Here is a 25,457-nt window from a genome sequence, read left to right as displayed (position 1 = left end):
ACCTCGTCGGAGGCCGCCGGCGACGGAACCGACCGTGCGTCAGGTGACGGCGGGCCGCACCGCCGGCGTGTTCTCCCGCCGGGAGCGGTCCCGCAGCCAGATGCCCCACCAGAGCAGGCCCCGGGCGAGACAGACGATCGTCACGGCGAAGAAGAGCGTGTAGACGACGTTGAAGGTGATCAGCACGCCGTACACGGTCGCGACGCTCGCGCCGAACATGAACTGCGCCCGGCCCGAGGTGGGCGTCGTGCCCGGGTCGGTGATCATGTAGTTGGTGAACAGCACGAACGCCACACCGGTGATCGGCAGCAGGGCCGCCCAGAGCGCGACGTCCCAGATGAAGTGCCGGACCAGCGCCTGGATCACGAAGCCGCCCACCCAGCCCACGACGAGCGGGATCTTCTTGGTCAGCACCCCGTTGAGCACCGTGCCGGCCGTCAGGATGACGAGCGGCACCAGGATCCGGATCATGTCCGGGACGTCCTCGGTGAAGTGGTACGGCGGGGCGATGTTGACCCAGGAGAAGGCGACCAGGGTCACCGTGATGCCGAAGTTGGACGGGTTCATGAAGTGCCGCATACGGCCCTTGATGGGGGCCTGGAAGATCGCCTTCTGACCGATGGCGACCACCACGGCGAAGGCGATGGGCCAGAAGTTGTCGTTGGCGTAGAGCAGCATGTTCGCGGCGAGCGCGGTGATGTGGGTGGGCAGCAGGAACGTGTACATGCCCCAGGCGCCGTTGCCGGCGAAGGCGGGTCGACGCTTGTTCGACCGCGCGGTCACCACCTCGACCACGATCTCGGTGGCGTAGCCGATGGCGAGGGCGAAGAACGGCCAGGTCCAGGGCTGCTCGAAGCCGAGCACCGTGTACCCGAGGATGTTGAAGATGCTCATGGAGATGGCGAAGTTGCGCAGGGCCAGGTAGCGGGGGTCCCGCCGGTTGACCCGTGGCGTGCCCGGGGTTTCGGTCGCCACCGGCGCGTGCCGGTCGAAGGTGACGACCGGGGCGGCGTCCGTGGCGACCGTCGCCTCCCGTACGCCGACGGCGCTACGCGTGTTGTCTCGGACGTCGGTCATTTCGCGCTCATCTCCTGGGCCTTGTCGGTGAGCATGATCGTGTGCCAGCCGGCGGCGAGGTCGAGGGTCTGCCTGTGCACGCCACCGTTGAGGTCGCGCCAGGCGATCTCCGCCGAGACCGGCTTGTCGCCGGCGTCGCCGAGGCCGAAGAAGACGTCGAAGCTGCGCTTGCCGGAGTGACCGCTGCCCCCGTCGAGCTGGGCGATCCGGGTGCGACCGTCGGCGGTCTTCACCCGCACCTGGGCGCCGTAGGCGGGCGTGCCGCGGCCGTCCTCCGCCGGTCGGCACAGGCGCAGGCCGAGGAAGTTGCCGCGGCCCGGCTTGTCGTTGCGGTAGTACGAGGGAGCGGCCCACTGGCGGGCCACCGCGAAGTCCTGCCCCCCGTCGCCGTTGGTGTCGGCGACGGCCACACCGCGGCTCGGGGTGCTGTCGGTCATGCCGAGTTCGGCGCCGATGTTGGCGTAGCGCCCGTTCTTCTCCCGCACCCAGAAGGCGAAGGGCTCGGCGCCGGCGATGTCGTCACCCGGCCCCGCCTTGGGCCACATGGCCGGATTGCGGAGCATCAGGTCGTTGCTCATGGCCAGCTCCTGCAACCATGACCACCGGTTGATGTCGCCCTTGACGAACCCGGCGGTCTGGACGACCGACATCTCGCCGCTGTTGTCGAAGTCGGCCATCTTGGCGTCCCAGCCCCAGCCGACCCAGGCCATGTTGAGCTCGGCGGCCTTGTTGTCGAAGACGGCCTTGCCCTCGCTCAACCGCTTGCGGGCGTCGGCCAGGCTCGACGAGTTGTTACGCCAGACGAAGTTGCTCTCCTCCAGCCCCCAGGAGGTGGTGATGTTGCTGACGAACATGTCGAACTTGCCGGTGCCGCCGAGGTCGCCGAACTCGATGGACATGCCCTTGAACGAGTCGTGGCCGACCACCATGGACTTCGGGGTGAGCGCGCCACGGCGCCCTTCCGCCAGGGCAAACTTGATCTCGCCGGGGCGGGAGACGTTGTGGAAGAAGCGGTCCCGCCCGAAGTCGTTGGCGAGGTACAGCTCGGGCAGCAGGTCACCGTCGATGTCGGCGGAGCCGGCGCCGAGCGTCCAGCCGGTCGCGTACTCCGGCGGGATCGCCGTCTGTTCGACGTACGTCACGGTGGGGTTGTCGCCGCTGGTGGCACCGGTCCAGCGCAGCACGTGCGCGCCGCCCGCGTTCTGCGCCCGGGACAGCGAGTGGTTCATCTCGACGTTCGGCTGGCCGGCCGGGTCGAGCACCTGGCTGTCCGGGAAGTAGTTGAAGATCCCGATGTCCGGCCGGCCGTCGCCGTCGAAGTCCGCGACCGCGACCGCGTTGGTGTTCCAGAACTTGCCCTGGTACTCGCCGCTTGAGGAGGCGGACGGCCGGCCGACCAGCTCGGTGGGCAGGAAGGTCCCCTTGGTCAGCGGCGCCTTCGCGGAGGTGCGGTGCAGGAACACCACCGGCGTCCGGCCCCAGTAGTAGACCAGCAGGTCGGTCAGACCGTCGCTGTTGAAGTCGCCGGGCACGCAGCCCATGGGGGCCATGGCCTTGTGGGTGGGCAACGGCGCCGGGTCCAGCACGAAGGGCGCGTACCGGGCGGGTCCGTCGGGCGACGGCGTGACGACCACGCTGTCGCTGCGGGTGTCGACGAGGCACAGGTCGTTGGCGATCATGTCGCCGTCGAGGTCGTTCGCCGCGACTGCGGCGCCGACCGACGACACCCAGGCCCGGATGTGCTCGTACTCGGGGTTGACCGTCCGTACGGTGCGCTCCGGCAGGCCGGGCGGCAGCGCGATCGGCAGCTCGGTGAAGCCGAACCGCGACGCCAGCGTCTGCCGCTCCTCGGCCGACGCGCTGGGCAGCCGGGCGACGACGAAGAACGCGGCCACGAGGACCAGCACGAAGACGGCGGGAATGATTCGGCGGATCGCGCCGACGGGTTGGGATGGCAAGGGTTTTCCCTCCAGATTCGGCCACCACCCGGATTCGTGCGACGGCTGATACGCCGTACGGCCGGGTTTGGCGACGGGCAGTTGTCGGCGGCTGAAGAGTGGAGCAATTTTCCCGGCGGCAATTATCCTGCCGTCATCCTTCGGCAGTTGATTGCCGTCGGATCGGGACGTCCACCACGCGGAGCGCTACGGCTTACGCGGTCGGCGCTGCCCATTCTCAACCAATCGAGGCATGACGTGCGGTCCCTTCACGATGCCTGGCGAACCGGGTGCGAAAGTCGCCGCCGGCTCACTTATGGTCGCGGGAGCACGGCCCGAGTTCTTCTCAAAAGTTGCTCAGTGGCCGACTACGCCGGATGTGTGACCGCCGCCCGATCGGACCCGTCACCCGTTAGACACCCGCACTCAACCACCGTGAGTGGGAAATCGCAGCGCGACGTGGCGCTCGTGCGCCATACGGCGCAGGGCGGACAGGGCGACGCCGAACAGGACGCTGCGGACGAGTGCGGGGCCCTTCTCGGTTTCGCCCTCGTCGGCGGCCAGGTCGAACTCCGTCATGACGAGCTGCTCGGCGGCGCGGGCGTAGGGAACGAAGAAGGTCGCCTCGGCCGCGCAACCGAGGCTGCGCAGCCCCGCCAGGACGTGGGCCAACACCTCGCCGGCGGGGGTGGCCTCATTGGACCAGCCGAGGGCGTCGGCGAGGTCCGCCACCTCCGTGCGTGCGCAGTCCACGGCGGCGCGGCCCAGCGTCGTCGAGCCGTCCAGGTAGAGAGTCCGGTCCAGGACCTTGTACGCGTCCCGCATAGTGACATCTTCGTCGTCGATGGCGGCCAGGATCTCCCGGACGGAGGACAGGTCCAGTCCCCCTATCCCGGTCAGCGTCCGGATCAGACGGATCCGCCGCAGATGCCGATCGCTGTAGTCGGCCTGGTTGCGGCCGGTGGGCAGGCCGGCCGGGAGTAATCCCTCACGCAGATAGAACTTGATGGTCGGGACCGACACGCCACTCTGCCGACTGAGCTCCGAGATACGCACGCGTCCTCCGCCCCTGGCGAACGTTTGGGCAATCTTGCCATAGAGATCGACCGGGAGCCATTGATGATTGCCGACTCCTGATGGCGGCAGACGCGACGCGGACCGAACCGGGCGGCCGGCCGACCACTTCAGATCGGCGCACACCACGGATGTCCGAAAAATTATGCTAAGGATTGATAAGCCGCAGCACGGATACTGGCGAGTTCCACAATACAATGAGCAATCCTAGCGATCTTCATCCCGATCGTACAGTGGCACGTGCCAATTCTGGGCAAGAAATGATAAGCCCATGGCCGTCACTCCTGGCTACGCTCCGAACGCAGAACGTGTTGACCGGGCAGCCGGCCTCGGCTAGCATCGACTGCGGTTAGCGGGGAATGGTGGCAGTCGACACCCCAGAATTGTTCGGCCGAATTCGCCACGTCCACACAATGTGATTGTCCGCAATCCGGGGGAGACAAATGCACGACACAGCAGAGCAGGCAGTGGAACGCGCCATCGACACCATGCGGAGCAATTTATCCGAGCAGTTGACGGTGGATGACATGGCGCGGGCCGCCATGTTCAGCAAGTTTCACTTCACGCGAATCTTCCAGCGGGTCACCGGAATCTCCCCAGGTCGATTCCTGTCCGCGATCCGCCTCCAGGAGGCCAAACGGCTGCTCACCACGACACGGCTCAACGTCACCGACATCAGCCTCCGGGTGGGATACAACAGCGTCGGGACTTTCAGCACCCGCTTCACCAAGAGCGTCGGTCTGCCACCCACCACCTACCGACGAATGGGAGGCTTCGCTCCTCGCATTCCCACGCAACGCCCGACGGGCGTGACGCAGGGCGTCATCACCGGACGGATCAGCGCGCCCCTCGACGGGCCCGTACCCGGGCTCATCTTCATGGGCCTGTTTCCGCACCGCATCCCCGAGGGCCCGCCCGCACGGTGCGCCATCCTGGAATCCCCCGGCGTCTACCGCTTCGCGAACGTGCCCGACGGCACCTGGCACCTGCTGTGTCACTCGGTCTCCGGTGACGTGCTCCGGCTCCAGCAGGACAGGGTGATGGTGTCCTCGGTGGGCCCGCTGACCGTCCGCGGACAGCTGACCCTGACCGCCGACGCCCATCTCAAGCAGGTGTCCAAGATCGACCCGCCGGTGCTCCTGGCCCTGCTCGACAGCCGCAAGGCGGCGTTCGAACGGCAGAACCAGTCCAAGGTGTACGCAGCCTGACCCATCCGGGGGCACGCAGCCCTCGGCGGCTTCCCAACACCGGGCCGCCGGCGCCATCAGGCGCCGGCGGCCCGCTGCCGTGCCCGCTGCCGCCTGCTGCCCTGCCGCCCCTGGTGGATGGGCCACCGTCGGCGCTCTGTGGCCTGCACCCGCCGCAGCGCTCTCGCCGGGACCACCGTGGCGATCGCGCCGGCGCCGCTGACCGGCGGAGCCGGGGGTGCCGCACGGGCACCGGGAGCGGGCTCGACGGACCACGGTGGGCGGCCCGGACATGCGCCCCGCTCCGAGCTCCGCGAGAGGGGTGGGCGGGCCGGGAATGCGCCCCGCCCGGAACTCCGTGGGGGTAGGCGGCCCGGGAGTGCGGCCGCACCGCGCTTCGTGCGGGTGCCCGGGCGGACAGCGACGGTCCCGCGGACGCCGGGGCGGCCGCGGGACCGGTGGACGCGGATCAGTTGACCTTGTGGACCGTCATCGGCAGGCCGCCGCGCACCCGCAGCGACAGCATCGGCTCGGGCACCACCGGCCGGCCGGGGAGCCCGACCAGGCGCACGTCCCGCACCAGCATGGCCAGCACCAGGGTGGCCTCCATCATCCCCAGGTTGTTGCCCACGCAGAACCGCGGTCCGGCGCCGAAGGGGATGTACGCGTACCTGGGCCGCTCCGAGCTGCGCTGCGGGTCGAAGCGTTCCGGGTCGAAGCGTTCCGGCGCGTCCCAGAACCGGGGATGGCGGTGCAGGGTGTACGGGGAGATGAGGATGTCCGCCCCTGCCGGCACGTGGTACCCGCCGATCTCGTCGGCCTCCTGCGCCTTGCGGGGCAGCAGCCACACCGGCGGGTAGAGCCGGATGGCCTCCTCCACCACCATCGCGGTGTACCGCAGCCGGTGCAGGTCCTCGTAGCCGGGCAGCCGGTCGCCGAGCACCGTCACGGCCTCCTCCCGGACCCGCTGCCTGATCTCGGGGTGCCGGTCGAGCAGGTGCAGGCTCCAGCCCAGCGTGCTCGCGGTCGTCTCGTGCCCGGCCAGCAGCAGCGTGACCAGTTCGTCGCGCAGCCGCTGCCGGGCCACCCGTGGGTCGCTCTCGCGCCCGGTCGAGAGGATCAGGCGGGAGAGGACGTCGTCGCGCCCCTCCACGTTCCGCCCCCGTCCGGCGACGAGCTCGTCGACGATGTGCTGGAGGTGCCGGCGGGCATGCCGGAACCGGCGCTGCCGGGGCAGCGGGATCCAGTGCGGCACGGCGCTCAGCGTCTCCAGCTCGAACATGGCCTGGTCCTGCACGGCCGCGAAGGACCCGCCGATGCCGTGGAAGCCGTTCAGCTCCGCGTCGAGCAGGGTCCGCCCGAGCACCCCGAGGGTCAGCGTCGTCATCTCCTCCAGCACGTCCACCGGGGGACCGTCGATCCGGGCCGACAGCCGCTCCACCAGCAGGGCGGCCTCCTCGCCGACGACGCCCGCGTACTGGGCGAGGCGGCGGTTCTGGAACGCCGGCTGGATGACCCTGCGCTGCTTACGCCACAGCTCGCCCTCGCTGGTGAGCAGGCCGTCCCCGAGCGCCCGGCGGGCGTGCACCAGGCCGATGCCCTTCTGGTAGTTGGCGCTGTTGTCGGCCAGCACGTGCTTGGCGTGCTCGGGGTGGTTGAAGAAGTAGAGCTTCTTGTGCCCGACCGGCAGCCGGGCCGCGTCGCCGTACCGCTCCGCCGCCAGGGTCATCATCCGCAGCCGGTCCCGGCCCATCAGGATCAGCATGCTCAGGGCGTGGGAGCGCGGGGGGCCCTGGGGCGTACGCCGGGCCCCTCCCTCGATCGTCGTCATGCCGCCTCACTCCGCTCGCGCTCGACCTGACGGAACCGCCCGGAGAGGAAGAGCAGGGCCTCCCCGTCCGCCCGGCGCTCCAGGGAGAGCAGCCGGCCGAGGAAGATGGTGTGGTCGCCGCCGTCGTAGACGCGCCACACCTCGCACTCGAAGTGGGCGAGAGCCCCGCTGATCAGCGGGGCCCCCGTCGTCGTGCCCGGGCTCCAGTCCACCTGGTCGAACTGCTCGCCGCCGAGCGGTCGCCGCCCGTCGGCGAAGTACCGGGCCACCCCCTCCTGGTCGTCGGTCAGCACCGAGACCGCGAACTCGCGCGTCTGGGAGAGGCAGGCGTGCATCACCGCGTTGCGGTCGACGCACACCAGCACCAGCGGTGGGTCGAGCGACACCGAGGTGAACGAGTTGGCGGTCATCCCGTGCGGGGTGGCGCCACCGACGGTCACCACCGTGACGCCGGTGGCGAACGCGCCGTACGCCCGCCGCAGTGCCGTCACGTCGGACGTGCCGACCGTGAGTGTTCGCTGTACGTCCACGACGTCTCCTTCTCGCGCCGTCAGGAACGCCGCGCCGAGGTGTACGGCGCGAGCGCCGTCACCAGTGCCTCCGGCACCCTCGCCGGCGCGGTGCGGGTGTTCGGGCCGCGCATGCAGGCGATGCGCTGCCGGCCCCGGGCCACCAGCGTCTCGCCGCCGTCCCGGTCGAGCTTGACGTAGTCGAAGCTGAACTCCAGCTGCGTCTGCGCCAGCTCCACCAGGCGCATCCGGATGGACAGCTCGTCGAACGCGGTGATCTCGGCGAAGAACTCGCAGTCGACGCGCAGGGTGAACAGCTTCAGGTCGTCGCGTACGTCCGCCAGCACGTCCGGCGCCCGTTCCTTCAGGAACATCTCCCGGCAGCGCCCCTGCCAGCGCAGGTAGTTGACGTAGTACACGTTGCCGACGAGGTTGGTCTCCTCGAAGCCCACCGTGTGCAGGTACTCGAAGTACTTGTCCATCCCTAGGCACGTCCTTCCGTGAGGATCGCGAACGCCATCGGCTGCGGCACGTCCCGCACGGTGGTGACGAGCGTGGCGATCCGCAGGTCGCCGGAGGCGAAGACCAGCCAACCGGCCCGCTCCGAGGGCACCGCGACCAGCGGCGCCCGGTGCGAGAGCCCCGCCTTGCGCAGGCACTCGATCGCCGCCCACACCCGCGTGGCCGCCGCGTCCAGGGACTCCCCGCCGTCGGCGGAGCAGAGCCGGGCGAGGTCGACGTGCGCGCCGAGGAGCCCGCGCCAGACCGACTCCTCCCGGTCGCGTACCGCCTCCACGTCGCAGGCGAGCGGCCCGGTGCCGACCACGCACAGGGTCAGGTCCTCGGCGTGCGCGGCGGAGAGGGACCGCCCGTCGCCCAGTTCGGGGCGGCCGTCCGGCCGGTACGCGACCTCGACCGGCCCGCCCGCGGCCCGGCCGGCGGCCAGGGCGGTGCGGGCCCGCCGGCGGCGGATCCCGTCCGGCGTGCCGGGCCCGGCCGGCTCGCCGCCCCCGGCCGGGGCCGCCGGGGCCGGCTCGACCGCGACGGCCACGTCGCCGCCGACCAGGTCGCCGAGGGTCCGCTCCAGGTACGACCCGAGCAGCGGGGCCACCCACGGCCCACGGCCGTCCTTCTTGCGTACCGCCCGCAGCCGCAGGCCCTCCCACCGCTCCACGACCTCACCGTCGGCGGAGCGCAACGCGATGTCGTAGACGTAGGTGTCACCGTCGCGGCTGCGTTCCTCGGCGCAGTAGCGCAGTTCCTCCGTCTCGGTCAGCCGGGGCCCGGCGGGGTGGAGCCGCTCGATCCCGGCCGGCAGCAGCGTCGCGTCGGGGACGCAGACCTGGTTGCCGTGCATGAGGGCGTCCCGCACGCCGGGGTCGCCGAGGAGCAGGCTGTCGGGCAGGTAGTCGGCGAACCACCGCGTCTGCGGCACCGTGACGACGTCGGCGTCGACGTGCCGGGCGGCCGACCGGTGGTAGCGGCGCAGCCGCTGGAACCGGCCGCCCTGGAACAGGATGTCGCCGTACAGGTCGGTGGCGGGGTCCAGCGGCACGGCCGGCAGCCCGGCGGGCACCTGCTCGGGCGGACCGGCCGGCGGTCGCGTCCCGGCGAAGTGCAGCCGCGCCCGGAAGTGCGCGGCGCTGAACTCCGTCTCCGCGCTGTAGACGACCGCGTCCACGAGGTCGTCGTCGACCACGAGGGTGGCGATCCGAATGGTGGTGCTGCCCTCCGGCGGCACCACGACGGGCCGCAGGAACTCGGCCCGCTCGACCACCGGCGTGTCGGTCCGTCCGGTCACCGCGGCGGCGACCTGGGCCATCGCCTCCATACCGAACACCGCCGGGAACAGCAGGTTTCCGTCCAGCCGGTGGTGGTCCAGGTAGAGGTCGGTGACCGGCTTGAGTTCGGTCTCGGTGACCAGCTCGACGCCGTGGTAGCGGACGAGCGGCCGGTCCACGAACCGCAGCAGCGGCAGCTCCGGAAGGTCCATCCGGACGGTGTCGATGCCCTCGGTACGCCCACTGACGACCACCACCGACGGTGCGTGCGCGTCGGCGAGCAGCCGCCGGAGCATCGCCACCCCCTGGTCGGGGGTGACCGGGGTGATGCCGTCGCGGGTCAGCGCCTCGACGACGGAGAGCCGCTCGCCCATGCCCACACCGGACCAGACCGACCACTCCAGGCAGAGGCTGCGGCAGTTCGGGTGGCGCCGGCCGAAGTCGACGGTCAGCTCCGCCAGCCAGTCGTTCGCCGTCGCGTAGTGGGCCTCGCCGCGCAGGCCGGCCCGGCCGATGATGCTGCCGAACGTCACCAGCAGGCGCAGCCGGTCGGGGTCGACCGCGTCGAGCACCGCCCGCAGGCCGTCGACCTTCGGCGCGAAGGTGCGGCGGAACGCGTCCATGGTCAGACCCGTCAGTGCCGCCGGCTCGTTGCGGCCCGCGCCGTGCAGCACCGCCGTGACCGGTCCCCACTCGGCGACGAGGCCGTCGACGGCCTGCCGTACCTGCTCGGGGTCGGCCACGTCGGCCCGGGCGTAGCGCACCCGCACGCCGGCGTCGGCCATCCGCTTGAGGTTCGCGGCCAGCTCCTCGTCGGCGGCGGGGTCCGAGCGGCCCAGCACGGCGAGGCGGGCGCCACTGTCGACGGCCATCGCCAGGGCGCACTCCGCGGTGATGCCCTTGCCGCCGCCGGTGACCAGCAGCAGGTCCTCGGCACCCAGCGGCTGCCGCGTCTCGGTCGGCCGCACCGGCAGCCCGCGCAGGGTGGGCACCCGCCGCCGCCCGGCGGCGTCGTGGTGCACCTCGGCGAATCCGTCGGTGGCGGCGACCTCCGCCGTCACCCGGGCCACGGCCTCCGGCACGGGCGGGGTGTGCACGATCGTGGTCCGCAGGTGCGGCGCCTCCAATCGCAGCGTCCTGGCCAGCCCGGCCGCGCCCGCGCCCTGCTGGACGAGGACGAAACGGGTGCCGGGGGCGGCGGCCGTCGCCGCCTGCGCGCCGCGCAGGGCCAGCTCGAGATCGGCCTGCGCGTACCGCTCCGGCAGGCACACCAGCACTCCCGCGCCGACGCCCGCGCTCTCCAGGGCCACGCGCAGCGGCTCGGCGAACGGGTGCCCGGCGGGGGCGAACAGCTGCCAGGGCCCGTCGGGCTCAGCCCCGGCGACCGCCGGCGCCGACAGGTCGTCGAACTCGACCGACCAGGCCCGGCACCAGTCGGCGACGCCGTGCACGAAGGCCGGGCCGGCGGTGTCGGCGTCCCGGCCGGTGCTGGCGAGCTGCTCCAGTGCCTCGGCGAGCTGCCCGACGGTGGCCGTCGCGAAGTTGGTCGGGGTCTGCGCGGCCGGCACGCCGAGCTGCTGCGCCGCCTGGTTGACCAGCTGACCGACCGTGATCGAGCTGAGGTGCAGGTCGTCGAGGAGTTGGCTGCCGTCGTGGACCATCTCCAGCGGCAGCTCGGCCCGCTCGGCGGCCAACCGCCGCAGCAGTTGCAGGCTCGACTCGCCGGCCGGCCGCTCCGGCTCCGGCCGGTGCACCTCTTTCTGCGACGGGGTCGTCGCCCGTACGCCGGTGCCCCCGGCCAGGCCCACCACCGGGGCGGACTCGCAGGGGCTGGCGAAGAAGCGGAAGTGCTGGCCCACCTCGAGCGGCCGGACCAGCCGGTCGTGGAAGAGCGCCCCCTCCACGCCGCCGGCGCCGACGACGTACGCGGCCGCCGCGACACGCAGCAGGCCCGCCAGCGACTCGTCGTCGGTGTTGAGGGCCACCGCCGGCAGGTCGGTGCTGCTCGACGCGAGGCCGGAGAGCACCTGCCCCGGGCCGATCTCGACGAAGAGGTCGACCTCCTTGGCGGCGAGCGCGACGGCCTGGCTGAACAGCACCGGGTCGGTGATCTGGCGGCGCAGGAGGGCGGCGACGTCGGTGTCGTGAGCGAGTGGCTCGCCGGTGACGGTGGAGACGACCCGCCGGTTGACGGACCCGAACCGCTCCCCCGCCAGCGCCCCCAGGAAGGCGTCGGCGGCCGGCTCGACCAGCGGCGAGTGGAACGCGTGCGACACCGGGAGCCGGGTGGTCCGCAGCCCGGCGGAGGTGGCCCGCTCGCAGGCGTCCTGCACGGCGGCCTCCGAGCCGGCGATCACGGTCTGCTCCGGCCCGTTGTATGCGGCGATCACCACGGACAGGCCGGCGATCAGCCCGGCCACCCGCTCCGGCGGGGCGCCGATGTTGGCCATCGTGCCGGAGGCGCTGTGCTCCCCCATGGTCCGGCCGCGCACGCCGGCGACCCGCAGCAGGGTCTCCTCGTCGAGCACGCCGGCCCAGTGCAGGGCGGCGATCTCGCCGAGGCTGTGCCCGACGGCGACGGTCGCGTCGAGGTTGAGCAGCGCCATCGCCCGCAGGCCGGCCAGCGAACCGGTGACGATCCGCGGCTGGGCCACCGCCGTGGCGACCATGTCGCCGCTGCGCGGCAGCGCCGCGCGCTGGTAGACCTCCTCCACGTCGGCGAAGCGCCGGCGCAGCGCGCCGCCCGAGGTGCCCCGGCCGGACCCCTGCCCGGGGAAGAGGAAACCGATGCGACCCGGCCCGCTCACGTGGCCCAGGAAGCAGCGGCCGTCGGCGGAGAAGAGTCGTACCTCGCCGGCGTCGAGGGTGTCGCAGACGCGGCGCAGCTGCCGCTCGGCGTCCTCGGGCGAGGAGACCACCACACCCGCCCGGTAGGGCAGGTCACGCAGCTCCCGGTGCAGGGTGGCGGCGAGGTCGCCCAGCTGGGCGTACGACACCGTGGGCGCGAACTCGACGAGGCGTTGCAGCCGCTCGCGCAGCTCCTGCGGGCTGCCGCCGTCGACGAGGAGCAGCTCCACGTCCTGCATCGACGCGGCGAGATTACGGAAGCGGCTGTCCAGTCGGGACGAGCGCCGCGGCTGCCCCTTGTCCAGCACGATGTGGGTGTTGATGCCGCCGAAGCCCATCGCCGTCACGCCGGCGCGTACCGGCAGGTCGCGCGGCCACGCCTCGGCCCGGCGCAGGGCCCGCAGCGCGGACTGCTCGGCGGTGAGGATCTCGTGCGGATCGACGCAGCCGATGGTCGGCGGCAGGACCTCGTGGTGCACCGCCATCGCGGCCTTGATCAGGCCGGCGACGCCGGCCGCCGCCTTGGTGTGCCCGATCATGCCCTTGATGGAGCTGATCGCGGCCTGCGGGGAGTTCGCGTCGGCGTTGCGCCGGGCCAGCGACAGCGCCTGGAGCTCGGTGGCGTCGCCCACCGCCGTGCCGGTGCCGTGGCCCTCGAAGAGCCCGACGGTCTCGATGCCGAACCCGGCCCGCTCGTACGCCCGGCGCAGGGCGAGCTGGTAGCCGGCGACCTCCGGGCGGGTGATGCCGCCCTTGCCGTCGGAGGAGATCCCCCAGCCCGCGACGGTGGCGTAGATGCGGTGGCCCGCCTGACGGGCCTCGGCCTCGCGCATCAGGACCACCATGCCGCAGCCCTCGCCCGGCCAGAAGCCGTTCGAGCTACGGTCGTAGACCCGCATCTCACCGCGGGCCAGTGCGCCGGTCTTGGCGAAGCCGATGATCTCGAAGGGGTCGATGGAGAGGTCCACGCCGCCGGCGATCGCCACGTCGACCTCGCCGTCGGAGAGGGTCTTGCACGCGGTGGCGACGGAGAGCAGCGACGAGGAGCAGGCGCCGTCGACGGTGTAGCCGCCGCCCTTGAAGTCGAAGTGGTTGCAGATGCGGCCGGCGATGGTGTTGGAGAGGCCACCGGCGAGGGTGTCCTCGTCGACCTCCGGGAACGGGCCCTTGAACGTCGCCTCGAAGTCGTCGAGGAAGCCGGTGAGCTGGTCGTCGTCCCAGTCCTGTTCCTTCAGCGCGGCGGCGACCATGCGGCGCACGTACGGCCAGCGCAGCCGCAGCTGGTTGGCCCGGGAGAACTCGCCGGTCAGCGTGTTGCCGACGACCACGCCGGTGCGCTCGCGGGGCAGTCCCTCCCCCATCGGGAACCCGGCGTCGGCCAGCGCCATGGCCGCCATGTCGAGGGCGAGCCAGTGGGTGAGGTCGGTGGACCGGTAGGTGCTGCCGGCGACCTTGTACGCGATCCGGTCGAACTCGTAGCCCTCGATCACCGCCGCGTTACGGGCGTAGAAACGGTCGGGCGCGGCGGGGTCGGGGTCGAAGTAGTCGTCGAGTCGCATCCGTTCCTCGGGCAGCCGCCGGAAGGCGCGGCGCCCGGCGATGGCGTTCTCCCACAGTTCCCGGGGGGAGGTGGCATCCGGGTAACGGCACGCCATCCCCACGACAGCGATCCTGGTCACGAGGTTTCTCCTTTGTCGCGCATGATGGTGGACCGCCGGGGCGTGGAACCGATCTGGCCTCGGGACGCCACGCTCAGCACCACCCCTCGAATTCCGCGGCGATGGCGCGCCGCCACCGCTCGTAGGCGGGTTCCTCGCCCTCCCGCTCGGCGGGCAGGGTGACGTCGGTGGCCTTCGCCGCCTCGGCGGTGGACACGCCGCAGAACACCTGGGTGGCGATCTCGTTGTGCGGGACGACCAGACCCGCGCGTACCCGGGCCCCGGCCGCGAAGGCGCTGCCCTGGGCGAGGTCCACGCGGTAGTCGCCGGCGTGGTCGCGGAAGCGGTGCAGCTCCGCCTCGGTGACGCCCCCGGCGTAGGTGGCGGCGAGGCCGGCCCCGGCGTACAGGTCGGCCCGCCGGTGCGCGGGGAACGCGCTGAAAATCTGGGTCACCCGGTCCACGTCGGTGCCGCCGACGAACCAGGTGGCCCGGCCGATGCCCTGGTCGATGACCCGGTCGGCGTACTCGCGCGGGCCGTCGGCCGGCCAGGGGAAGCGCGGGTGACGGTACTGGCCGTACACGTACCGGTCGGTGTGGAAGTACGCCTGGTGGAAGCCGTAGCCGTCGAGCACCAGCCAGCGCAGCAGCGGATCCGGGGCGTGCAGCTGGCCCCAGCGCATCCGGGGCAGCCGGGCCATCGCCCAGCCCACACCTACGTAGATCATGTAGAGGTGCGCGTCGCCCCGGCCGGCGAGCAGGTCGGCCACGTGCCGGGGGCGGCCCGGCCGCAGCGCGTCCCGGACGGCGAAGCCCATCCCGGCGCCCTCGTACGCGAAGCCACGAAAACGCTTCGGCACCGTCTCCAGGCGGCGCTCGGCGGCTGCGGCGCTCGGCGCCTCGGCGGCGTATCCGTAGCCGGAGAGGAATGAGGCGCCGACGGTTTCGAGTAGCGCCTTCGATTCCTCGTTCTTCACGTGGAATCCGCGCACATCCATTTTGGTCTCGGAGATATTTGGCGTCAGGATTCTGCGCCGCAGATCACGCAGGCTCTGCATCGCACGTTCCCCCAAAGGGTCGGTGTTGCCGCTGAACAGGGATGGACAGCTATTTCGATGATGGCAAGAGCGCGAACGGTTGATTTCTTCAACCTTGCGCATTCATCGCAACAATTCGAAGCGTGCACCTGGACCGCGGACTCGTCGGTCCACGGGCGTGCGGCGGCGCCACGGCGGGCGACGCGGGCGGTCCTCAGTGGTCGTGACCGACGCCGGCCGGCTCGAAGTGCGCACGGACGTTGCGCCGCCACAGCTCGTACGCCGGCAGCCGCCCGGCCGTCTCCGCGCGGACCGCCACGTCGTCGGCGAGGGCCGCGGCGGCGGCCACGCTACGCCCGCCGAACGCGTGCATCGCCGCCTCGCTGTGCGCCGGCACGTGGCCGGCGTGGCTGCGGGCCTTGGCGGCGAAGACCGCGCCCTGGGCCAGGTCCGGCGCGCAGTCGCCGGCCTCGGCGCGCAGCGCCGCGAGCGCCTCGGCGTCGGCGCCCCCGGCGAAGGTGGCGGCGAGCCCCACCCCGCTCCACAGGTCGCCGTGCCGGTCCGCGGCGAAGGCCCGCACGGCCCCGGCCACCTCGGCGGTACGGGCGCCGTGGATGAACCACAGCGCCCGCCCGAGGCCCTGGTCGGTGGCCCTCGCGAAGTAGTCCCCGTGGCCCTGCCAGGGGTACGCCGCCAGCCGCTCCTGCCGGGTCACCCACCGGTCGAGGTCGAAGTAGGCGCGGTCGAATCCGTAGCCGTCCACGGCCAGCCAGGTCATCGTCGGGTGGTACGGGGAGCCCGTGAGGTCGGGTACCACGTGCCGCCAGAGGGGCCGCGGCAGGCGCGCCATGGCGAACCCGATGCCGATGTAGGCGAGGAAGAGGTGCGGCGCGCCGGGCCCCCGCAGCAGGTCCCGGGTGCGGGTGCCGCGTCGAGGGCCCATCACGTCGAGGATGGTGCAGGCCATCGTGGCGCCCTCGTACGCGAAGCCCAGCAGTTCCCGGTCGACGAGCGCGAGGCGGCGCTCCAGCTCCCACGGGTCGCGGGTGTCGATGCCCCACTCGAACCCGCAGACCACCGACTGCGGAACCGCCTCCAGCCGGCGCGTGACCTCCGTGGCGGGGCCGGGGAAGCCCCGGTGCGCGAAGGTCACCTCCGCGAGCGTCGGCGCCATCAGCAGTCGACGCACGGAACCCAGTACCGTCGGCATGGCAGATCCCCCTGTCGGTACGACGACGCCGGCCCCGGCCGGCGGGTGACTTCATCGTCGCCGCGCGCCGGCCGGGGCCGCCTCTTCTGCTGTGCGCTCATCCGCCCGCCGCAGCGGGGTGGTGGGGGCTGCCGCGCGGACCGTGACCGGCCGCCGCGTCGCCGCCGACGTGGTCGCCGTCGGCCCCGGTCACGGGCCCGCGACGGGGCCCGTCCCGCGTCGCGGACGCAGGAACATCAGCAGCAGTGCCACCCCGACCAGACCCAGGTCCAGCAGGAGGAGCACGCCGTTGATGCCGTCGATGCGGGCGTGGTCGTGGCCGCCGGTCGCGTCGTCGATCGGTGCGGCGACGGAGCCGGCCGGGACGGCGCCGGGGGTCACCGTGAACCCGGCCAGGCCGGCGATCTGCCGGCCGTCGGGCAGCTGGGCGCGGTAGCCGACGCGGTAGGTGCCCGGCCCGGCGTCGCGCACGGGCACGACCAGACGACCGTCGCGGACGGCGGGTCGCCCGGTCGAGACGGTCGCCCCCGACGGTCCGGTGACGGCCAGGTGCAGGTTCTCGGCCGACTCCGCGCCGCCGAGCGTGAGCGTCACCTCGGCGGGCGCGGCCCCGACGACCGACCCGTCGCCCGGGTCCAGCATCAGTTGCCGGCTCTCGGCCGGGCTGCCGAAGAGAAGCAGCGCCAGGACCGACAGCACGACGCCGGCCGCCACGACGATCGCCGCCCGCTGCACCGCCCCGACCGACGTCGGCGGGGTGGGCGGTTCGGGTGGACGGGCGTCGTCGACGGCGGTCACGACAGCTGCGCCGCGGCCTCGGGCTGCCGGCAGCTGCACCACATCCGCTCGGCCTCCGCCGCGGAGGGTCGCAGGTGCAGGTACATCGCGATCACCATCGGCACGAAGACGACCGTGTTGTAGAACAGGTGCAACTCGACGCGGGGGATCACGACCTGGAGCAGGCTGGTGGGCACGGGGCTGTCGAACAGGTGCCGGCCGGTCTGCGCCTGCAACAGCAGCAGCAGGTGCTCGATGTGGTGCCAGAACTGGATCGCCACGGCGAGGGTCCACCAGCTCCGGCTGCGCCCGACGAAGCCGGGTCGCAGCATCCACATCCCCACGAGCATCACGATCGCGTAGCCGTAGTGCAGCCACTCGGAGCTGACGAGCCACGGGAACGGCATGCCGAGCACTCCGCGCGCCTCCGGCCGCGACCAGCCCAGGCCCCAGATCTGGTACGCCTGCACCAGGTGCTCGGCCCAGTGGGCCAGCACGACCAGGAGAAAGAGATTCAGAGCCGTCCGATGGTGCGCTCCGTTCAGGGTCGCCCACCGCCCGGACGTCCCGGGCAGCCTCGTCTGATTGCTGGTCACGTTTCCTCCTTGAGGGGTGACGGGCGCGCGAGAACGCCTCGCCTTCGCCCAGCGTCCCGACCACGCCACGCCGGCACGTCTCCGATGTTGCTGAGTTCGGGTCGGGAATCCGTCAGACCGGCTCCGGCGAGCCGGCGGGGGCGTACCACGCGCCGACCCGTCGGGCCGCCGCGAAGCTGGCCCAGGCGACCGCGTCGACCAGCGCCGCGTCGCCCGGCTGGTGGCGGCGGAACTCCGTGACCACCTCCTCGTCGACCTGGTAGGAGGCGAACGCGGTCAGCAGGGCCAGGCGGCCGGCGGCCCGCTCCGCCTCGGGCAGCGGCGCGATCAGTCGTTCGCACCACTGTCGACTCAGGCCGGTCTCCTCCCCCCGCCAGGCGTCGAGGCGTTCCGCGACGAGGTCCCGGACGGCCGGCGGGACCGCCCGCTCGCCGGCCGCCTCGAACGCCGCGTAGGCGCGGGCCATCGCCTCGGCCACGTGCGGACTGCCCACCGCCCAGCCGGCCTCCGCCGGCAGCGGCGCCGGTGGCAGCAGCCGTACGGAGCGGCCCGGTTCCCTGGCCTCGCGCAGCGTGCCCTGCAGGACCCAGCCGATGCCGCGCTTCAGGCGCCGCCGTGCCCTTGGCGCCAGCCCCGGCGGGAGCAGGAAGTTGGAGAGGAACACGTTGACCACGCGGGCGACGTAGTGGAAGCCCACGACCACGCCGACGAACTCCGGGCGGTCCCGCTCCGGAAACGGCAGCACCGGCCGCGAGGTCTGCGGCTGGTGCGCCGTACGGGCCCACTCGGCCGCGTCGCGGATGCGCCGGTCGGTGATCTCGGTGAGCCGGTCGGCCACGATCGCCTCCGCGTCGTGCTCCGTGGAGAGTTCGTAGAGCCCGACGCTGTGCATGTCCACGCAGTACGGGCAGATGTTCGCCACCGACACGGCGGCGGCCACCGCCTCCTTGGTCGCCCGGTCCACGGTCTGCGTCGGCAGCAGCGGCTCCCGCATGACCATCCAGTACGCGGCCAGCACCTCCGGCGACGGGGAGTGCAGCTGTGCGGGCGGCACGACGAGCTGCATCTCCTGCGCGACCTGGGTGTAGACGCTCTCCACCAGCCCCTGTGCGGCGCCCTGCGGAACCGGCGTGACGTAGTTGACCTGGCGCTGGACCACCGACGAGGCCACCCGACGAGCGATCATGATCTGCCTCCTGCTCTGCGCCGCCCCGCCGGGCGGCCACGACGACGGCTCCCACGACTGCGGCAATGCCAGTATTGGGAGTCCGACGGCGCAGGCCACGCGTTCGGCGCCGGTTGAGCACCCTCGGAGAAGGACCCGCCGGCGGGGCCCGCTGATGATGGGCGACGACCCCAGTCCCCCACGTGCGGGAGTAGCGATGCTGGTCCTGGTAACCGGTGGCACCGGATTCATCGGCTCCCACTCGACGGCGGCCGTCCTCGACGGCGGCCACCGCGTCCGGATGCTCGTACGCGACCCGGCCCGCGCCCGCCGGGTGCTGGCCGCGCTGGGCGTCGACGCCGGCCGGGTCGAGCTGGCCACCGGAAACGTCACCGACCCCGTCGCCGTGGCCCGGGCCGCCGACGGCTGCGCCGCCGCCCTGCACGCCGCCGGCGTGTACAGCTTCGACTCCCGGGACCGGGCGCGGATGGCGGCGGTCAACCTGCGCGGCACCGAGGTGGTGCTCGGGGCGGCGCGGACGGCGGGCCTCGACCCGATCGTGCACGTCTCCACCTTCGGGGCGCTGCTGCCGGCCACCCGGTCGCCGCTGACCGTCGACTCGCCGGTCGGCGCGCCCCGGGAGGCGTACCTGCGCAGCAAGGCCGCCGCCGAGCACGTCGCCCGCCGGCACCAGGAGGACGGCGCGCCGGTGGTCATCACCTACCCGCTGGCCTCGCTCGGGCCCGACGACCCCCACCTGGGCGACCAGACGACGCGGGTACGCAACGTGCTGCGCGGGTTCATGCCGCTGTGGCCGACCGGTGGCTTCCCCGTCGGCGACGTGCGGGACGTCGCCCGGCTGCACGCGGCGGTGCTCGAACCCGGCCGCGGTCCCCGCCGCTTCCCGGCCCCCGGCCGCTACGTCACGACCCGCGAGTTCGTCGAGGCGCTGCGCCGGGTCACCGGGCGGGCCCTGCCCACCCTCCGGCTCCCGGCGTCGGCGCTGCTGCCGATGGGTCACCTGGTCAGCGCGGCGCAGCGGCTGTCGCCCGTACATCTGCCCGCCGAGCACGGCGCGATCTACCTGTGCGCCGCCGCCCGCCCGATGGACGCCACGCCCACCGAGGAGTTGCTCGGGCCGACGGGCCGGTCGCTGGACGAGACGATGGCCGACACCGTGCGCTGGCTGCACCGGACCGGCCGGCTGAGCCGACGCCAGGCCGGACGCGCCGCCCTCCCGGCGACCGCCGCGCCGCACCGGACCACCGACCGGGCCTGACCGGCAGGCGCCGTCCGCGCCGTCGTTGGCGCGTCGGGGGGACGGGCGAGGAGGTCGCGCGCGCCGGCGGGGCGGCCGGAAGCCGCGCGCCGGGTAGTTCCGCGCGCCGGCCCGCCGGCGGGAATTGTCGTGCCGCGCCGCCGGCGGCAATTCTTCCGCGCCGACCGGCACCGGCACCGAAAGACGTTCCTCAGCAAAACAGAAGATGCGTCCCACCTGCGTCGGTAGCCACGATGATGCAGAACTTTTCGCCCACCATCCGCACCGCGCGGGACCATTCCGCGCGACCACCATTCAATTCCTTGTTTCCGTCGCCCTTACCGGGCGGCGGTCAAGGCTGCCCGAAAAACGATTCGGCGGGACCGGGAACCGACGTGCCCGCCCAGAAGGAGGTAGCCGCCGTGCAACCGGAGACACCCGAGGAACAGCAGGCACGCGTACTGACGCTGGAGGCGTTCGCCGACACCATCATCCCCGGGGCGAAGCGGTCCGCCGACGACCGGGCGATCGCCGGCGTCTCGTCCGACGGCGGCGCCGTCGAGTCGGGGGCGCTGGCCCTGATGGAGGACCCGGCCGGCGGGGTGTCGCTGATGCTGGGGACGCTCAGCGAGGCCCTCAACGCGCACGCCACCGGGTACGCCGAGGCGAACGGCCTGCCCCTCGACCCGGCGGTGCCGCCCTTCGTCGCCCTCGCGTTCGACCACCGCACCGCGTTGCTGAGCCACCTGCTCGCCCCGGACAACCCCGAGAAGGAGATGTGGGTGGGGCTCGCGCTGTTCAGCAACATGGCCTACGACAGCGCAGCCCACATGAACACGCGCGACGCGCTCGCCGCGGGGCATCCGGGGCTGCTGGCGATCGGCATCACCCGACCCGACGACGACGGGCTGTGGCGGTTTCCCGAGTACTCGTACGGACGCCCGCTGTCGCGACTGCACCCGCACACCACCCCCACAGGGAGCCCGGCATGACCAGTAGCGCAAGCACCGACGTCGTGGTGATCGGCAGCGGCTTCGGTGGGGCGATCCCCGCGTACCACCTGGCCGCGGGCGGGGCGCGGGTGGTGGTCCTGGAACGTGGACCGTGGCTGTCCAGCGAGGAGTTCGACCACGACTTCAAGCTCGGCTCGTCGTACACCCGGATCTTCGACTTCACCGTGGGCGACGGGATGAGCGTGCTCGGCGGCAACTGCGTCGGCGGTGGCAGCGTCGTCTACTTCGCCACCATGCCGCGCGCGCCGCAGTTCGTCTTCGAACGGCAGGGCAGCATCGGCCGGCGGATGTGGCCGGCGGCCATCACCCGCGACAGCCTCGACCCCTGGTACGACCGGGTCAGCGAGGCGCTCCCCATCACGAAGCAGAGCTGGGACAAGGTGCCGTACGCCGGCGGCCTCTTCGCGGCGGCATGCGCGCACGCCGGGCGCACGGCCAACCCGGTGCCGTCGGCCGTGGACGTCGACAAGTGCACCAACTGCAACTGGATGATGGCCGGGTGCCGCTTCGACGCGAAGCGTTCCCTGCTGCTCAACTACCTGCCGGGGGCCCTGGCGCACGGCGCGGAGATCCGGCCGCTGCACGAGGTGCAGCACCTCTCCCGCACCGACGACGGCGGCTACCGGGTGCACTACCGCATCGTCGACGCCGAGGACTACCGGATCTTGCACGACAGCGGGACGATCGACGCCAAGATCGTCATCGTGGCCGCCGGGGCCGGGGCCACCCCGGTGATCCTGCAACGCTCGGAGCCCACCCTGGGCACGATGCCCACCGCCGTCGGCCGGTACTTCTCCGGCAACGGGGAGCGGCTCAACACGGCCGTCTTCGACGACGACCGGGTCCGGGAGGTGCTCGGCCTCAGCCGGCCCGATGGCAGGGGCTACGACGCCAACCAGATCGGCCGCGGGCCGACGGTGGCGACCTGGGACCGGCTCGACCCGGACCTGCCCGAGTACGAGCGGTACTCGCTGGAGCAGCTCTTCTTCCCGCTGGGGCTGGGCACGATCCTCGCCCAGGTGCCCGACGCGCAGGGCCCGAGCTGGTTCGGCCTGGAGAAGAAGGAGATGCTGCGCCGCTGGCAGTCGTGGCTGACGCTCTTCACGATGTCGGAGGACGACAACGAGGGCGTCTTCGGGCCGCCGCCGGCGACCGGCAACGCCGACCGCATCTCCCAGCAGATGCTCGGCCGGGGTCCGCTGCGCTACCGGCCCACCGCCAACACGCTGCGGGGCTGGGCCGCCGCCGACGCGGACGCCAGGGACATCCTGGAACGCGACGGGCTGGCCCGGGTGATGCCGTGGACCAACGACGTGGTGGGCGCGTACACGGTACACCCGTTGTCGTCCTGCCGGATCGGCGACGACCCGGCGACGTCGGCCCTCGACGACCGGCACGAGCTGCGCCAGCACCCGGGCATCTTCGTCACCGACGGCTCGGCGGTGCCGGGCGCGCTCACCGTCAACCCGGCCCTCACCATCGCCGCGCTCGCCGAACGCGCCGTGCCCGGCATCGTCCGCGCGGCGCAGGAGCGCGGCGTGCCGGTCACCTACCACGGCTCGCTGCCCGAGGGGACGGCCAGCGCGGTGCCCCAGGTCGTGCCCAGCTAGGACCACGACGGGCCGGGGGCGCCGTCCCGCCCCCGGCCCGTCGCCCGCCCGACCAGGAAGGAAACCGATGGGCAGGCGACTGGCTCGGGTGACGAGCCGCACCATGCTGACCCACGTCCGGCACGTGACTCCCGTCGCCCCGCGAGCCGCCGACGGGCCCGTCGCGCGGGTCTACCGGCAGATGGCCGACGACTTCGGCGTCCTCGCGCCCCCGGTGCTGCTGCACTCCTCCGCCCCCGACGTGCTGCGCGCCTGCTGGCTGATGCTGCGCGAGACGCTGCTCGCCGAAGGGCTGGTCGGCCGCGACGCGAAGGAGGTGGTCGCCGCCGCCGTCTCCGAGAGCAACCGGTGCCCGTACTGCGTGGAGGTGCACGGCGTCACTGCGGCCGGGCTGCTCCGCGACACGGACGGGTGGCTGGCGGCCGGGATCGGCGGGATCGGCGACCCCCGGCTGCGGGCGCTGGCCGAGTGGGCCCGGCACAGCGGGGCCGTCAGCCCGGCGCGCCGCCGCCCGCCGCCCTTCCCGACGGAGCACGGGCCGGAGCTGATCGGCGTGGCGGTGGCCTTCCACTACCTCAACCGGATGGTGAGCGTCTTCCTCCAGGACTCCCCGTTGCCGCCGGCGCCGGCCGGGATCCGCTCCGGGGTCCGGCGCACGGCCGCCCGCATCATGGGGGCGCTGGCCCGGGCCGGACGGCCACCCGGACATTCCCTGGAGCTGCTGCCGCCCGCGCCGCCGGAGCCCGACCTGGCCTGGACCGTCGGGCAGCCGCACGTGGCCGCCGCCTTCGCCCGCGCCGGTCAGGCCGTCCGGCGCGCCGGCGAGGCCGCCCTGCCGGAGCACGTCCGGCAGCGGATCCTGGCCTGCCTGGACGACCCGCCACCCCCCGAACCGGGCGGGGGCCGGTGGTTCGACGCCGCCGTCGCCGAGCTGACGCCGGCCGAGCGACCCGCCGCCCGACTGGCGCTGCTGACCGCGCTCGCGCCGTACCGGGTCACCGACGCCGACATCGCCGCCTGTCGCGACGGCGGCGCCGACGACGCCGCCCTGGTCACGGTCACCGCCTGGGCGAGTCTGGCCGCCGCCCGCCGGATCGGCGCGCGGCTGCACGCGGACGGCGTGGTGCCGGCCCCCGGCGTCGACGCCGCCGTCGGGGAGGAGGCCTCCCGTGCGGGCGAGTCGTGACGCGCCGCGGGCCGTCGACCCGCCGCCACCGCGGCCGGGCGCCGGCAACCCGTGGGCGGCCCTGCTGGTGCTGTGCCTCGGCAACTTCCTCATCCTGCTGGACACGAGCATCGTCAACACCGCCGTGCCGGACATGATGCGGTCGCTGGACACCGGGATCGACAGCATGCTGTGGGTGCTCAACGGCTACCTGCTGGCGCTGGCGTCCCTGCTCATCGTCGCCGGGCGCCTCGGCGACCTGTTCGGCCCGCGTACCGTCTTCATGGCCGGCATGGCGGTGTTCGCGGTGGCCTCGGTGCTCTGCGGGGCGGCCCAGTCCCCGGGGCAGCTCATCGGCGCGCGGGTGGTGCAGGGCGTGGGCGCCGCGGCGCTGCTGCCGCAGGCGCTGGTCCTCATCTCCGGCATCTTCCCGGCCGCACGGCGCGGCGCCGCCTTCGGCATCTTCACCGCCGTCGCCGGCGTGGCCGCCGTCAGCGGCCCCACCCTCGGCGGGCTCGTCATCACCCGGTTCGGCTGGGAGTGGATCTTCTACCTGAACGTGCCCCTCAGCGTGGCGGGCGTCGCCCTGGCCTGGTGGCTCGTCCCGGACCTGCGCACCCGCCGGCCGCGCCACCTCGACGTGGTCGGCGTGCTCCTGGCCACCGCCGCGCTGCTGGGCCTCATGTACGCCCTCATCGAGGGCGAACGGCACGACTGGGGCACGGTGTGGGGGCCCGTCGGCATCCCGGCGATCCTGGCCGCCTCGGCGGTGTGCGCGGCGGTGTTCGTGCTGCGCGAGCGCCGGCAGCGGGAGCCACTCGTGCCGCCCGGCCTGTTCCGCCTCGGCAACTTCGCCCCGGCGACCCTGATCACGCTCGTCAGCTCGTTCGGGCTGTACGGCTTCCTGCTGGTCTTCGTGATCGAGACGCAGTCGCTGCTCGGCATGAGCCCGCTGGAGTCGGGCCTCGCCGCGCTGCCCTGGACGCTGGTGCTCAGCGCCGTCGCGCCGGTCGCCGGACGGCTCACCGACCGGCTCGGCGGCCGACGCCTGCTCGCGGGCGGGCTCACCGTGTACGCGCTCGGCGTACTGGGCATGGCGGTGCTGGTCACGCCGCACTCCACCGCCGGCACGTTCGTCGTACCGCTGATCGCCGTCGGCATCGGGATGGGGGCGTCCATCGCGCCGACCACCACCGAGGCCATGCGGGAGGTGCCCGCCCGGTTGGCCGGCGCCGCCGCGGGCGTGCTCAACACCGCGCGCCAGGTCGGCGGCGCGCTCGGCGCGGCGGTCGTCGGGGCCGTGCTGCAACACCGGCTCGCCGACACCCTGCCGGAGGCGGCCCGCGCCCAGGCGGCGACGCTGCCGCCCGAGGCCCGGGCGGCCTTCCTGGACGGCTTCGGCGCCGCCCAGGAGGGCATCCGGCTGGGCGCCGGCCAGGCCGGCGGGTTCGTCGTGCCGGCGGGAACCCCGCCGGAGGTGGCCGACCGGTACCCGGCGCTGGCCGCGGACGCCTTCGCCGCCGCGTTCCTGCCCGCCGTCCGGCCGGCGCTGGCCGTGGTGGGAGGCGTCCTGCTGCTCGGCAGCCTGTTCGCGTTGTGGATGCGCGCGGCGGTACGCGCGCAGGCGCCGGCGGGAACGGGGCCCTCCGCACAGTGGGAGAAGACGATCGCACCGCCACCTGCCGATGATTGAGGCGGCGGCGCCGACGCGACCGCCGGTTCCCCG

The 25,457-nt window shown here is 73.0% G+C and carries 18 protein-coding genes; 6 read left to right on the top strand and 12 right to left on the bottom strand.

Annotated features, from left to right (window positions below; genetic code table 11):
* Window positions 1-39 precede the first annotated feature (39 nt).
* From ACGFIG_RS28695 to ACGFIG_RS28685, 3 genes are all read right to left on the bottom strand, one after another.
* Window positions 40-1,077 carry an enediyne biosynthesis protein gene (locus ACGFIG_RS28695; protein WP_393008136.1) on the bottom strand — a complete coding sequence of 346 codons (1,038 nt, stop codon included), beginning with the start codon at window positions 1,075-1,077 and terminating at the stop codon, window positions 40-42.
* Window positions 1,074-2,984: a CRTAC1 family protein gene (locus tag ACGFIG_RS28690; RefSeq protein ID WP_393008198.1), complete on the bottom strand. Its 1,911-nt coding sequence runs from the start codon at window positions 2,982-2,984 to the stop codon at window positions 1,074-1,076. Before ACGFIG_RS28690 ends, ACGFIG_RS28695 begins: the two co-directional genes overlap by 4 nt.
* A 456-nt stretch (window positions 2,985-3,440) precedes the next feature.
* Window positions 3,441-4,070, bottom strand: coding sequence for a MerR family transcriptional regulator (locus tag ACGFIG_RS28685; RefSeq protein ID WP_393008134.1), 630 nt, complete (start codon window positions 4,068-4,070; stop codon window positions 3,441-3,443).
* A 461-nt stretch (window positions 4,071-4,531) separates the two neighbouring features.
* On the opposite strand from ACGFIG_RS28685, the gene ACGFIG_RS28680 reads away from it, so the two are divergent.
* On the top strand, window positions 4,532-5,296 hold the full coding sequence (locus tag ACGFIG_RS28680) for a helix-turn-helix domain-containing protein (RefSeq protein WP_393008132.1): 765 nt from the start codon (window positions 4,532-4,534) through the stop codon (window positions 5,294-5,296).
* Between the two features lie 448 nt (window positions 5,297-5,744).
* Here the strand turns inward: ACGFIG_RS28680 and ACGFIG_RS28675 are convergent, their stop codons facing one another.
* The 9 genes from ACGFIG_RS28675 to ACGFIG_RS28635 all read right to left on the bottom strand — a co-directional run bounded on the left by ACGFIG_RS28675 (window position 5,745) and on the right by ACGFIG_RS28635 (window position 18,706).
* Window positions 5,745-7,106 (bottom strand): cytochrome P450, encoded by a 1,362-nt coding sequence (locus tag ACGFIG_RS28675; protein ID WP_393008130.1) that lies wholly within the window; start codon window positions 7,104-7,106, stop codon window positions 5,745-5,747.
* Window positions 7,103-7,636: a flavin reductase family protein gene (locus ACGFIG_RS28670; protein ID WP_393008128.1), complete on the bottom strand. Its 534-nt coding sequence runs from the start codon at window positions 7,634-7,636 to the stop codon at window positions 7,103-7,105. The genes ACGFIG_RS28675 and ACGFIG_RS28670 overlap by 4 nt, the downstream gene beginning before the upstream one ends.
* A gap of 20 nt (window positions 7,637-7,656) precedes the next feature.
* A complete protein-coding gene (locus tag ACGFIG_RS28665; RefSeq protein WP_358092072.1) occupies window positions 7,657-8,097 on the bottom strand; it encodes an acyl-CoA thioesterase in 441 nt (146 codons plus the stop codon).
* A gap of 2 nt (window positions 8,098-8,099) precedes the next feature.
* Window positions 8,100-13,922, bottom strand: coding sequence for an SDR family NAD(P)-dependent oxidoreductase (locus tag ACGFIG_RS28660; RefSeq protein WP_393008126.1), 5,823 nt, complete (start codon window positions 13,920-13,922; stop codon window positions 8,100-8,102).
* 73 nt (window positions 13,923-13,995) lie between these two features.
* Entirely contained in the window at window positions 13,996-14,958 is a 963-nt protein-coding gene (locus tag ACGFIG_RS28655) for a DUF1702 family protein (RefSeq protein ID WP_393008196.1), read from the bottom strand.
* A 193-nt stretch (window positions 14,959-15,151) separates the two neighbouring features.
* Window positions 15,152-16,147: a DUF1702 family protein gene (locus tag ACGFIG_RS28650; RefSeq protein ID WP_393008124.1), complete on the bottom strand. Its 996-nt coding sequence runs from the start codon at window positions 16,145-16,147 to the stop codon at window positions 15,152-15,154.
* Between the two features lie 189 nt (window positions 16,148-16,336).
* Window positions 16,337-16,945 carry a copper resistance protein CopC gene (locus ACGFIG_RS28645; RefSeq protein WP_393008122.1) on the bottom strand — a complete coding sequence of 203 codons (609 nt, stop codon included), beginning with the start codon at window positions 16,943-16,945 and terminating at the stop codon, window positions 16,337-16,339.
* Complete coding sequence (locus tag ACGFIG_RS28640) at window positions 16,942-17,520, bottom strand: hypothetical protein (RefSeq protein WP_393008120.1); 579 nt, start codon at window positions 17,518-17,520, stop codon at window positions 16,942-16,944. Before ACGFIG_RS28640 ends, ACGFIG_RS28645 begins: the two co-directional genes overlap by 4 nt.
* Window positions 17,521-17,632: 112 nt before the next feature.
* Window positions 17,633-18,706: a carboxymuconolactone decarboxylase family protein gene (locus tag ACGFIG_RS28635; RefSeq protein ID WP_393008118.1), complete on the bottom strand. Its 1,074-nt coding sequence runs from the start codon at window positions 18,704-18,706 to the stop codon at window positions 17,633-17,635.
* 196 nt (window positions 18,707-18,902) lie between these two features.
* Between ACGFIG_RS28635 and ACGFIG_RS28630 the strand changes: the two genes are divergently transcribed.
* From ACGFIG_RS28630 to ACGFIG_RS28610, 5 genes are all read left to right on the top strand, one after another.
* On the top strand, window positions 18,903-19,964 hold the full coding sequence (locus ACGFIG_RS28630; protein WP_393008116.1) for an NAD-dependent epimerase/dehydratase family protein: 1,062 nt from the start codon (window positions 18,903-18,905) through the stop codon (window positions 19,962-19,964).
* Window positions 19,965-20,365: 401 nt separating this feature from the next.
* The gene (locus ACGFIG_RS28625) at window positions 20,366-20,935 is read left to right on the top strand and encodes a DUF5987 family protein (protein ID WP_393008194.1); all 570 of its coding nucleotides are present in this window, start codon (window positions 20,366-20,368) and stop codon (window positions 20,933-20,935) included.
* Window positions 20,932-22,566 (top strand): GMC family oxidoreductase N-terminal domain-containing protein, encoded by a 1,635-nt coding sequence (locus tag ACGFIG_RS28620; RefSeq protein WP_393008114.1) that lies wholly within the window; start codon window positions 20,932-20,934, stop codon window positions 22,564-22,566. The genes ACGFIG_RS28625 and ACGFIG_RS28620 overlap by 4 nt, the downstream gene beginning before the upstream one ends.
* A gap of 103 nt (window positions 22,567-22,669) precedes the next feature.
* Entirely contained in the window at window positions 22,670-23,752 is a 1,083-nt protein-coding gene (locus ACGFIG_RS28615; protein ID WP_393008192.1) for a hypothetical protein, read from the top strand.
* A complete protein-coding gene (locus ACGFIG_RS28610) occupies window positions 23,736-25,424 on the top strand; it encodes a DHA2 family efflux MFS transporter permease subunit (protein ID WP_393008112.1) in 1,689 nt (562 codons plus the stop codon). The genes ACGFIG_RS28615 and ACGFIG_RS28610 overlap by 17 nt, the downstream gene beginning before the upstream one ends.
* Window positions 25,425-25,457 lie beyond the last annotated feature (33 nt).

The organism is Micromonospora sp. NPDC049048 (assembly GCF_043197615.1).
In the GTDB taxonomy this organism is placed as follows: domain Bacteria; phylum Actinomycetota; class Actinomycetes; order Mycobacteriales; family Micromonosporaceae; genus Micromonospora.
The sequence above is the reverse complement of the archived record's forward strand: the minus strand, read 5'-3'. Positions and strand labels throughout refer to the sequence as shown.

What these genes read in the sequence shown, in the direction of transcription:
- ACGFIG_RS28620 (WP_393008114.1), top strand. Translation starts at nt 20,932, where the DNA reads ATGACCAGTAGCGCAAGCACCGACGTCGTGGTGATCGGCAGCGGCTTC.
- ACGFIG_RS28675 (WP_393008130.1), bottom strand. Translation starts at nt 7,106, where the DNA reads ATGACGACGATCGAGGGAGGGGCCCGGCGTACGCCCCAGGGCCCCCCG.
- ACGFIG_RS28695 (WP_393008136.1), bottom strand. Translation starts at nt 1,077, where the DNA reads ATGACCGACGTCCGAGACAACACGCGTAGCGCCGTCGGCGTACGGGAG.
- ACGFIG_RS28665 (WP_358092072.1), bottom strand. Translation starts at nt 8,097, where the DNA reads ATGGACAAGTACTTCGAGTACCTGCACACGGTGGGCTTCGAGGAGACC.
- ACGFIG_RS28650 (WP_393008124.1), bottom strand. Translation starts at nt 16,147, where the DNA reads ATGCCGACGGTACTGGGTTCCGTGCGTCGACTGCTGATGGCGCCGACG.
- ACGFIG_RS28680 (WP_393008132.1), top strand. Translation starts at nt 4,532, where the DNA reads ATGCACGACACAGCAGAGCAGGCAGTGGAACGCGCCATCGACACCATG.
- ACGFIG_RS28615 (WP_393008192.1), top strand. Translation starts at nt 22,670, where the DNA reads ATGCTGACCCACGTCCGGCACGTGACTCCCGTCGCCCCGCGAGCCGCC.
- ACGFIG_RS28630 (WP_393008116.1), top strand. Translation starts at nt 18,903, where the DNA reads ATGCTGGTCCTGGTAACCGGTGGCACCGGATTCATCGGCTCCCACTCG.
- ACGFIG_RS28635 (WP_393008118.1), bottom strand. Translation starts at nt 18,706, where the DNA reads ATGATCGCTCGTCGGGTGGCCTCGTCGGTGGTCCAGCGCCAGGTCAAC.
- ACGFIG_RS28655 (WP_393008196.1), bottom strand. Translation starts at nt 14,958, where the DNA reads ATGCAGAGCCTGCGTGATCTGCGGCGCAGAATCCTGACGCCAAATATC.